The sequence below is a fragment of the Stenotrophomonas sp. SrG genome (assembly GCF_050031795.1).
Classification (GTDB): domain Bacteria; phylum Pseudomonadota; class Gammaproteobacteria; order Xanthomonadales; family Xanthomonadaceae; genus Stenotrophomonas; species Stenotrophomonas rhizophila_A.
Map to the genome: position 1 here is coordinate 1 of NZ_JBNBBE010000958.1, position 242 is coordinate 242.

At 53.3% G+C, this 242-nt stretch carries 1 protein-coding gene; it reads right to left on the reverse strand.

Annotation, left to right across the window (positions count from 1 at the left end; all coding sequences use genetic code 11):
• The coding region (locus ACQG3P_RS22340) for a hypothetical protein (protein WP_426806277.1) at positions 1–242 on the reverse strand (242 nt) is incomplete at both ends.

Here is a 242-nt window from a genome sequence, read left to right on the forward strand (position 1 = left end):
ACTCCGGGTTGTTCCAGTGCCACCTGTCAAAATTGAACACCGCGACGAGGTTTTCTACGTTGTCGGGGAGCGAGTACGAGTACGACTCGGCATAGACGGTGTCGATGCCTTCGTTTGCAAACTCGATGACTTTGTCGGGGGAGTTAGAGTATTGGTAGCCCTCCGAGATGTAGTATCGGTCGTCACCTTTTCCGCCCCTGAGGACATCGACCTCCTCGTCGGTATTCGAATTCGAATACAGC